Below are 9,174 nucleotides of genomic sequence, written 5' to 3'. Positions count from 1 at the left end.
CCGGTGGGAGGACTTTCCTCAGCAGCACAAGGCATGTGCCACCGTCGGCCGCACTCTCCCTCTCCTATATAATATTCACGGGAGGGAATATATACCCGCGCATACCCCGCCCTGACAACCCCTGCACCGCTGGCCGGAACCGACCCGGCCGCACATACCGCGCAGAACCGCATGATGCCCTTGGGCCCACGCATCCCGGATGACGAGACCGGGGGGCGCTTCCGTACAAACGGGATAGGTTTATATACTCGTGGTCAGGTCTTACCCTCAGGTAATCACCATGGGGGGAAGTGAGGGCTGTACGCACCTAGAGCTTGCAGCAATCTTTGCGGCATTCATCACCGTCGCCACGCTCTTCTCGCTTGTCTCGTTCGGGGCGGGCGCCATAGACAGCGGGCCGGCGGCCGGTACGGGCGCATACCCAGTCCTGGCCGCGAACGAGCCACATATCGCGCTGGCCGGGGAGATCACCGGTTCCCTCTCGGTCCCGGAACCCGCCGGCACCTGCATCGATACCCTGACCTTCCGCATCGCCCACACAGGAGAGGGCGAGGCCATCGACCTCTCCCGGGTCACCGTGACGGTCATAGCAGGAGACTACCTCGAGATCCTCGCGCGGTCAGGGGACTTCCTCCCAGGGCCGGGGATGTGGACGGCAACACTGCCTGCGGGCGGCAGCACGCTCCTCGAACCCGGGGAGGAATGCACGGTCCGGCTCTGCCTCGACCGTCCCGTCCCTGCCGGCGACGACCTGACCATCAAGGTGCGCCCCGAGGGGTGCAGACCCTGCACGATCTCCGGGCCGGTCAGGGTCCTTGCGGCCGGCGCGGGCGCCTCTCTTCCAGAGAAAGACTAAAAGTATTCAATATCCCACGATCCATTCTGATGGCAATGCTGACCCCGGAAGAAGGCAGAACGGCAGTAGACCTGGCAAGGAGCAGCATCGAGAAAGCCGTAAACGGTGGACGGATGGCGCTGCAAAACCTCCCCCCAGTCTTCCAGGAGAAACGCGGCGTCTTCGTCACGATCAAGCGGCAGGGGCATCTCCGCGGATGCATCGGCGTCCCGTACCCCAGGATGCCGCTTGGTGAGGCGATCGTCGAGGCGGCCGTATCGGCAGCCCTCGAGGACCCCCGGTTCATGCCGGTATCCCCGCGGGAACTCGACGATATCGACCTCGAGGTGACGGTGCTCACAGAACCCCGGCCGCTCGACTGCCCGCCGGAAAAGCGCCCGAACTCTGTCGAGGTCGGGAAGCACGGCCTGATCGTCAGTGGCCTCGGGAGAGGAGGACTCCTCCTCCCGCAGGTCCCGGCGGAGTACGGCTGGACCAGCACTGAGTTCCTTGACCAGACCTGCCTCAAGGCCGGACTCCCGGCCGGGTGCTGGAGGCGTGACGATGTCACCGTACAGGTCTTTGAGGGGCAGATATTCGACGAAAAGGCGGTTTAACCCGAATGGCAATCACTTTTGAAGTCATACACAAAGATATCGCTGGAAGGGTCGGCAAACTCAGGGTGAACGGCAGAACGGTCCGGACGCCCGCGCTTCTCCCGGTCGTCAACCCCCACCTTCCCCTGGTGACCCCCCGCGAGATGCAGGAGATGGGAGTCGAGGCCCTGATCACGAACGCCTACATCTTCAGGCGGAGCACAGAGTTCTGCGATAAGGCGCTCGCGGAAGGACTCCACAGTGTCCTCGACTTCGACGGCACCATCATGACCGACTCAGGCTCGTTCCAGCTCTCGGTCTACGGTGAGGTCGAGGTGAGCAACCGGGAGACGCTTGAGTTTCAGCAGGCGATAGGAAGCGACATCATCGTCCCCCTGGACATCCCCACCCCGCCGGACGCTGGCCGGGAGAGGGCAGCACGGGAACTCGCGACCACCATGGACCGGATCCGGGAAGCCCGCGAACTCTTCCCCGACGCGAACCTTGCAGGACCGGTGCAGGGCGGGATCTTCACCGACCTCCGCGAGGAGGCTGGTCGCGCCGTCCAGGATCTCGGGTTCTCATTCTGCCCGGTCGGCGCCGTTGTGCCGCTGATGGAGAACTACCGTTACCAGGAACTGGTAGAGGTCGTCCTTGCGGCCAAACGCGGCCTCTCCCCGGCGACCGCCGTCCACCTCTTCGGTGCAGGCCACCCGTCGATGTTCGCCCTCGCCGTCGCGATGGGATGCGACCTCTTCGACTCGGCAGCATACGCCCTCTTTGCCCGGGAAGGGCGCTACATCACCCCGCACGGGAGTTTCAAGATCGACGAACTTGCAGAACTCCCCTGCCCCTGTAAGGTCTGCCGGTCGATGACCGCCGACGAACTCCGCCGGTCCGAAGACCGAGAGCGGCTGCTCGCCCTCCATAACCTCTACGTCACCCTTGCAGAGATCGCCCGCATCAGGCAGGCGGTCCAGGACGGGACCCTCTGGGAGCTGGTCGACGAGCGGTGCCGGAGCCACCCGCGCCTGCTCGCCGGCTACCGGAAACTCCTCGCTCACGCGACCGAACTCGAGCACCACGACAACGTCTCCAAACGCCGGTTCTTCTACTGCGGGTCGGAGAGTTGCCGGCGGACGGAGGTGTTGCGGTACCATGAGGTCGTCCCCCGTATTCCCATCGGAGAGCGGGTGCTGGTCTCGTTTGACGGCCGGGAGGTCCCCGGGTTTGATACGGTGCTGAACTTCAAACCGCCCTTCGGACCGTATCCTGTAGAACTCGCAGAGACGTTCCCGATCGGCCAGAGTGAGGTTCCGGAGTGGGACGAGGATATGGTCCGTTCAGGATGCGCCGGGATCCGCGCCCTGATGGAGACGCACACGGAGAGCCGGTTTGCCGTCCGGTGCAGCGAGGCGTGGGCGCAACTCGTCCTCAACGAGGTTCCTGGCGCGGAGGTGTACCATGAGCGTGTATGAGGTGAAAAAGCGTGATGGGTTGGCACGGATAAGCACCTACGAAGACGGGAAGAGGAGCATCTCTCTCCCCGCCGCCCTCGATACAAATGATCTCTTTCCCGCACTCAGCAGGCGGGCGCTCTCAAACGTTCCGCTCTCTGCGGAGGAGGCGTTCGTCAGGGACTACTTCTCCCCGGGAGAGGGGGATCAGCCAATAGCCGTCCACCCGCTCGCCCCACCGGTGTCGGAGTCGGGCGACTGCACCCTGGTCGCGAACTGGCACACGGCGCTTAACAACCCAAGGAACTACGCAAGATGGCTTGCCGACCTGAAGGAGAGCGTCCCGCCTGACACCGCGTGGTACGCCCCGGCCTCGGCGCTCCCCTCGACCGCCTGCCTCCTCATCTACTCAGGCTTCGATCTCTTCGATTACCGCGCCGTCGACCTTGCATCAGCGCAGAGGACCTTCTGCCTGCCTGAAGGCGAGTTCCCTGTCTCGGTCATGGAGACCGGGGTCTGCGGGTGTGAGGGCTGCCGGGCCGGCGACCTCGTGCAGCACAACCGCCTGGCGCTCGACCGCGAGATCGCTTTAGTGCGGCACTACATTGAGGCCGGCAGGCTCAGGGAACTGATGGAGGGGCGGTGCCGTGCGAGCGCCGCACAGGTGAGCATCCTCCGGTTCCTCGACCGGAACTACGAATGTATGGAACGCTCCCTTCCGGTGGCGCGGGCGGTGCCGATGGGGGCAAACACGGCCGAGTCGCAGAACCGGGCCGAGATCCGGCGGTTCGCCGACCGGGTGATCGAGCGGTTCGTCCCGACCCGGACCGACGTTGCAGTCCTCCTCCCCTGCTCGGCGCGGAAGCCCTACTCGCTCTCCCAGAGCCACCGGCTCTTTATGAACACGGTGGACCGGCGGGCGCACGAACTGATCGTCACCTCGCCCCTCGGCCTCGTGCCCCGGGAAGTGGAGCGGATCTACCCGGCCGGCCACTACGATGTGCCGGTGACCGGCTACTGGGACCACGAGGAGTGCGCCTTCATCGCCGATATCCTCGCCCGCTACTTTGCCGCGCACCCCTATAGCCGGGTGATCGCCCACCTTGAGGGCGGGGCGCTCACCGTCGCGGAGATGGCGGCGGAGGCCTGCGGCATTGATCTTGAGGTGACCTGCCGCGGCCACCCGACGTCGCCGCAGTCGCTTGCGGCACTGGACGGGGCTCTGGAAGGAGAACGCCGGATGCAGACCGATACCATCCGGGGCACGGTCGCCTGGCAGTTTGCGACTGATATCAACACAAAGGGGCTCTCCCTCCGGGGCAGGAGCATGCAGATGGCGGTCCTCCGCGGGAAGCAGCAGCTCTTCAGCATCGATGAGGGGACCGGGCTCTTCCGCCCGACGTTTGAGGGCTGGAAGATGATCCCTGAGGGCTACCGGGTCAGGATCGATGCGTTCGTGCCGCAGGGTGATGTCCTCGCCCCCGGGATCGTGGACTGTGACCCCCGGATACGGGAGGGCGACGAGGTGCTCGTGGAAGGACCGCTCGCGCTCGCAACCGGGCGGGCGATGATGGGGGCGGACGAGATGCTCCGGTCAAAGCGCGGTGTGGCGGTCAGGGTCCGGAAGACGAAGAAACTGGGAGAATAAGCAAGTCCAGGGGGTTCTATTCCCTGGGACTCACGTTTTGAGGCGTTTGACCTCAGATTTTTATCAATTACATCGAGTATCGCCATTGGGGGAGGCGGCTCGCGGGAAGTGCGAGCGAGAGCGGCTTTTGAGCACCGATAGGTGCGAGGGGGCATGCGCCCCTCCCCTGTCTCCAACTCGCAGTGTTCCGTACTACTCGTCACCCACCCCACCCGCCGCCCCTACCGGGGGCGGGGGCAGTACGTGGCGATACCAAGGGGCAAACCCAGCCCGGGCACGATGAACTTCTGGTGCGAACCGGTCGGGCTCTCGCTGATTGCCCATCGACAATGATCAAGACCGTTTCCCAAGGAGGTGGACTATTGACCGGTCTGCGGTCAATAATACCCGAAACCGACGTTCGTCTCCTGAATTGAGCGGTATCTTCGTGAATCCCCATACCGAACGTTAGCGCCAATTGGGTGTCCCCCTCCCCGGCTGAGGGATTTGGGGACGACCTCGAGATGTAACCAAAAAAGAGGCAGTGTATCTGCCCAAAAAACCCAAAACCCTTACTTCTTCGGGACGAGCCTCACCGCCGTCCCGTAGGCCAGGAGCTCCGCCGCCGTTGCCATCGTCTGGGACGTCGTGAACCTGATGTTCACGACCGCATCTGCCCCAAGGTCGCGCGCGGCGTTGGCCATCCGGTTGTATGCCTCGGTCCGGGCATCGGCGAGCATATCAGTGTACTCCTGGAGTTCACCGCCGACGATGCTCTTTAAGCCCGCCATGACGTCTTTTCCCAGGTGTTTCGTCCGTACCGTGTTCCCAAAGACCACGCCGAGGATCTCTCCAACAGCATAGCCCGGCACTTCTTCGGTCGTTGTCAGTATCATGTATTCACTCCTTGATCTCGTCGATGACATCCTCGCGCCCCCGCCAGATGATCAGCGCGATACCGATCACGACGAGCGGGATGCCGCAGAAGGGCACGAGAAGCGCGACAACCGCGCCGATAACGGTCAGGGCAATACCCCAGCGCATCTGGCTCCGCATAACTACTTATACAACTGGTGCGGGGATAACCGTTCGTGTTCTCCCCATTCCCGGGGGCCTGCCCCGCGCAGAATAGCTGCAGTAAAGAGGCTGGAGTCATAATGTGTATGGAAGCGTTAGATACAGTTTGACGTTATCATCGATCAGGAATATCAGGAGTGAAGCGGTTGTACAAGGTGGAATTGGCGACCAAACTCGCCGACCGGGTTTACGAATACTGGATACACGCGCCGCAGGTGGCGCACCATGCACGGGCAGGCCAGTTTCTCATCCTGCGCCTGCATGAGACAGGCGAGCGGATACCGCTCACCATCTCCGCAGTCAGGGGAGATGCTGTCCGGGTAATATTTATGGCCGTCGGCAAGACGACCCAGGAACTTGCGACGCTCCGTGCGGGGGACAGCATCAAGGACGTCGCAGGACCGCTCGGAAAGCCGAGCGAGATCGGGAATTACGGAACCTGCTGCGTCATCGGCGGCGGTGTCGGGATCGCAAGCACGCCGCTCATCGCAAAGGAACTAAAAGAGGCAGGCAACCACGTCATCGGGATCATCGGGGCGCGGAGCGCCGATCTCCTCATCCTGGAGGACGAGATGCGCGCGATATGCGATGAACTCTATATCACGACCGACGACGGGAGCAAGGGTGTTCATGGGTTTGCAAGCGACGTCCTCAAAGGTCTGCTGAACGAGCGGACGATCAACCGGGTCTGGATCATCGGCCCTGCCATCATGATGAAGGTCACCTCCGGCGTGACGGTCCCCTACGGCGTGAAGACCTACGTGAGCCTCAATCCGATTATGGTCGACGGGACCGGGATGTGCGGATCCTGCCGGGTGACCGTCGGCGGAGAGACGAAGTTTGCCTGCGTCGACGGCCCTGAGTTCGATGCCCACCAGGTTGATTTTGCCGAACTAATGCAGCGGCAGCGAATCTACACAAGCCAGGAGAAGGTCTTGCTTGAGCGGTTCGCTGAGCACCAGTGCCGGTGCGGCGAAGGGGGCCACCACCATGGGTGACCGACCGGCCGACGTCCGGGTCAGGGACTTCAAAGAAGTCGATACCGGACTCTCCGCCGACGAGGCGATTGCCGAGGCAGAGCGCTGCCTCCAGTGCAAAAAGCCGCTCTGTGTAAAGGGCTGCCCGGTCTGCATCGATATCCCCGCGTTCATCCGCGAGGTCGCGGAAGGAGACTTCCCCGGGGCCGCACGGACGCTCAAGGAGCAGAACATGCTCCCCGCCATCTGCGGGCGGGTATGCCCGCAGGAGACGCAGTGTGAGGGAGCCTGCGTCCTCGGCATCAAGGAGACCCCCATCCGGATCGGCGCGCTCGAACGGTTCGTGGCCGACTGGGAGCGGCAGAACGGTGCCGAACTCCCCAAGACCGCCCGGCCGACCGGGAAGCGTGTGGCGGTCGTGGGATCCGGCCCGGCAGGGCTGACGGCTGCAGCCGAGCTCGCCCGCGCCGGCCACGCCGTCACGATCTTTGAGTCGCTCCACGAGGCCGGCGGCGTCCTGACCTACGGTATCCCTGCGTTCCGGCTGCCAAAGGATGTCGTCAAGGCAGAGATCAACCAGGTGCTCGCCCTCGATGTCCGCTTAAAGAAGAACTACCTGGTGGGGAGGAGCGTCAGCGTCGACGAACTCCTCGGCTACGACGCAGTCTTCCTCGCGACCGGGGCCGGGCTGCCTGCGTTTATGGGGATTCCAGGAGAGAATCTGAATGGTGTCTACTCGGCAAACGAGTTCCTCACGAGGGTGAACCTGATGCACGCCGACGCGTTCCCGGAGTTCGACACGCCGGTCCTCCACGGGGGGCGCGTGGCGGTGATCGGCGGCGGGAACGTCGCGATGGACGCCGCCCGGGTGGCACGCCGCATGGGCGCGAAGGTCTTCCTGGTCTACCGGCGGCGCGAGGAGGATATGCCGGCACGGAGAGTTGAGGTTCTGCACGCGAAGGAAGAGGAGATCGAGTTTCTCACCTGCGCAAACCCAACCCGGATCCTCGGCGAAGGGTGCGTCTCCGGGCTCGAATGCGTGAAGATGTCGCTCTGCGACCTCGATGCGAGCGGCCGCCCGTCCCCGGAGCCGATTCCGGGAAGCGAGTTCACTCTCGATGTGGATATGGTGATCCAGGCGATCGGCACAAGCCCAAACCCGCTCCTCGTCTCCCTGATCCCGGGACTCAAGCGCGGCCGGAGGGGGAACGTCGTCGTCGACGAGAACGGCAGGACGTCCATCCCTCACGTCTACGCAGGCGGGGATATCGCCACCGGCGCGGCGACGGTGATCGAGGCGATGGGCTCGGCGAAGCGTGCGGCGGCGGCGATCAACGCGATGCTCCGGGAAGAGTAAATTCTTTTTCCGGATCGGTCCCAGGACAAGACCGGGTCCAACCTGTTCTTCAGGTTTGCCGCCTGGAGGGGCGATATTTCACCAAAGCGGAGTTCGAGCGGGCGGGCGATCTTCGAGCGGGATGCCCCCTCATGCCCGGGTGGGCAGCGCGCAGGCCGGACGGGAGTGTTTGCAAAGGGCGTATCCGCCGCTCCGACCCTATCTCCGCTTCCGGTATAGGACGAAACTCATCCCTACGCCAAAAGCCGCGAGGACCGCTCCGAACCCCGGCGTCGTCCGGAGCGACTGCCCGGGCGCCAGGTCAGAGGGGACCTGCACGATGTCAATCTTCTGATCGGCCCGGACGGTGATCTCCCAGACGATCTGGTCGCCGCCGTAGACTTTCAGCACGATGTTCTCGACGCGGGCGCCCGGAGGCTGTCCGGAGATGGCCTGCGCCTCCGCTTCGGCTCTCCCGACCGTGAGGTTCTCTTCCGAGACGTAAGTGGTGGAGACGACCTCCCCGCCTGAGAGGTCGACGATGTACTCCGTGAACACGCCGGTATCGTTGATGAAGTAGACCTGCGTCCGCGAAGGCTTGGCCGTAACCTCCTCGTAGCGGTTCGGGGATTGATTCTCAATGTACGACCGCAGATCTGCATTGTTGCTGAGTGCCGGGTACTCCGCAAAGATCTCCGGGAATGTGAGTTCCGCGGCCAGGGGCATCGCTTCATCGCAGCCGATGATCCAGATGTTTCCGATAGACGGTTCGCCGCCGTGTTCGTCGGCTATCTTGTTTAAATAGACGAGCTGTTCTTCGCAGGCGTTCGCCGGCACGATGTACACGTACTTGTGGGTGTGATTGTAAATACCCTCATGCCACCAGATCTCCCCGTGTTCGGCGATGAACGCGGTGATCGTCTCGTTGGTCTTCGCGTTTGGGTGGACCCCAAACAGGATGCCTGTCTGGTTCCCCTGCCCGGGGAGGGGGGTCACTACCGCACCAACAGGGATGCTGCAGACGAGCACCGCAACGGTGAGCCCGAGTGCCAGAAGGAGAACACTTTTCGACATAAAAATTGGGTTAATTGTACCTCGGAACCTCACCGAGGAGAATCTGTGTTCTGAAATCTTCGTACCTGAGAATACCATCGCCGGTCGGGTCGTTCGGGTCCTGCGTGTAATAGGAGTCGTCGGCATCGCCATAGACGGTAATGTTGATGTGATCGTTGCCCGCCGTCCTGTAAACCTGGGGATTGTCAAATACAT

The 9,174-nt window shown here is 63.1% G+C and carries 9 protein-coding genes and 1 pseudogene; 6 read left to right on the top strand and 4 right to left on the bottom strand.

Features of this window, described 5'->3' with window-relative positions:
- Nucleotides 1-280: 280 nt before the first annotated feature.
- Genes BP858_RS11390 through arcS form a run of 4 tightly spaced genes read left to right on the top strand, consistent with a single transcriptional unit; the run spans nt 281 to nt 4,536 of the window.
- A complete protein-coding gene (locus BP858_RS11390; protein ID WP_286879526.1) occupies nt 281-856 on the top strand; it encodes a hypothetical protein in 576 nt (191 codons plus the stop codon).
- 29 nt (nt 857-885) lie between these two features.
- Entirely contained in the window at nt 886-1,452 is a 567-nt protein-coding gene (locus BP858_RS11385) for a TIGR00296 family protein (protein ID WP_286879525.1), read from the top strand.
- Nucleotides 1,453-1,457: 5 nt separating this feature from the next.
- Nucleotides 1,458-2,909 carry a tRNA guanosine(15) transglycosylase TgtA gene (tgtA, locus tag BP858_RS11380; RefSeq protein WP_062265005.1) on the top strand — a complete coding sequence of 484 codons (1,452 nt, stop codon included), beginning with the start codon at nt 1,458-1,460 and terminating at the stop codon, nt 2,907-2,909.
- Nucleotides 2,896-4,536, top strand: coding sequence for an archaeosine synthase subunit alpha (gene arcS / locus BP858_RS11375; RefSeq protein WP_286879524.1), 1,641 nt, complete (start codon nt 2,896-2,898; stop codon nt 4,534-4,536). The genes tgtA and arcS overlap by 14 nt, the downstream gene beginning before the upstream one ends.
- Nucleotides 4,537-5,087: 551 nt before the next feature.
- Here the strand turns inward: arcS and BP858_RS11370 are convergent.
- Nucleotides 5,088-5,411, bottom strand: a complete 324-nt coding sequence (locus tag BP858_RS11370; RefSeq protein WP_062264999.1) for a YbjQ family protein — start codon at nt 5,409-5,411, stop codon at nt 5,088-5,090.
- Between the two features lie 4 nt (nt 5,412-5,415).
- Nucleotides 5,416-5,571 (bottom strand): hypothetical protein, encoded by a 156-nt coding sequence (locus BP858_RS11365; RefSeq protein ID WP_157203694.1) that lies wholly within the window; start codon nt 5,569-5,571, stop codon nt 5,416-5,418.
- 158 nt (nt 5,572-5,729) lie between these two features.
- Here BP858_RS11365 and BP858_RS11360 point away from each other — a divergent pair, with 158 nt between their 5' ends.
- Nucleotides 5,730-6,590, top strand: coding sequence for a sulfide/dihydroorotate dehydrogenase-like FAD/NAD-binding protein (locus BP858_RS11360; protein ID WP_082864932.1), 861 nt, complete (start codon nt 5,730-5,732; stop codon nt 6,588-6,590).
- A complete protein-coding gene (gltA, locus tag BP858_RS11355; protein ID WP_074175595.1) occupies nt 6,583-7,926 on the top strand; it encodes an NADPH-dependent glutamate synthase in 1,344 nt (447 codons plus the stop codon). The genes BP858_RS11360 and gltA overlap by 8 nt, the downstream gene beginning before the upstream one ends.
- Before the next feature lie 198 nt (nt 7,927-8,124).
- Here the strand turns inward: gltA and BP858_RS11350 are convergent, their stop codons facing one another.
- Together BP858_RS11350 and BP858_RS11345 are read right to left on the bottom strand one after the other, a co-directional pair.
- The gene (locus BP858_RS11350; protein ID WP_024265440.1) at nt 8,125-8,979 is read right to left on the bottom strand and encodes a PGF-CTERM sorting domain-containing protein; all 855 of its coding nucleotides are present in this window, start codon (nt 8,977-8,979) and stop codon (nt 8,125-8,127) included.
- 10 nt (nt 8,980-8,989) lie between these two features.
- Nucleotides 8,990-9,174 (bottom strand): annotated as a pseudogene (locus BP858_RS11345) (transglutaminase); the annotation flags it as partial.

This window comes from Methanoculleus sp. UBA413, from assembly GCF_002502935.1.
Classification (GTDB): domain Archaea; phylum Halobacteriota; class Methanomicrobia; order Methanomicrobiales; family Methanoculleaceae; genus Methanoculleus; species Methanoculleus bourgensis.
This window is presented reverse-complemented; position numbering and strand designations above follow the sequence as displayed.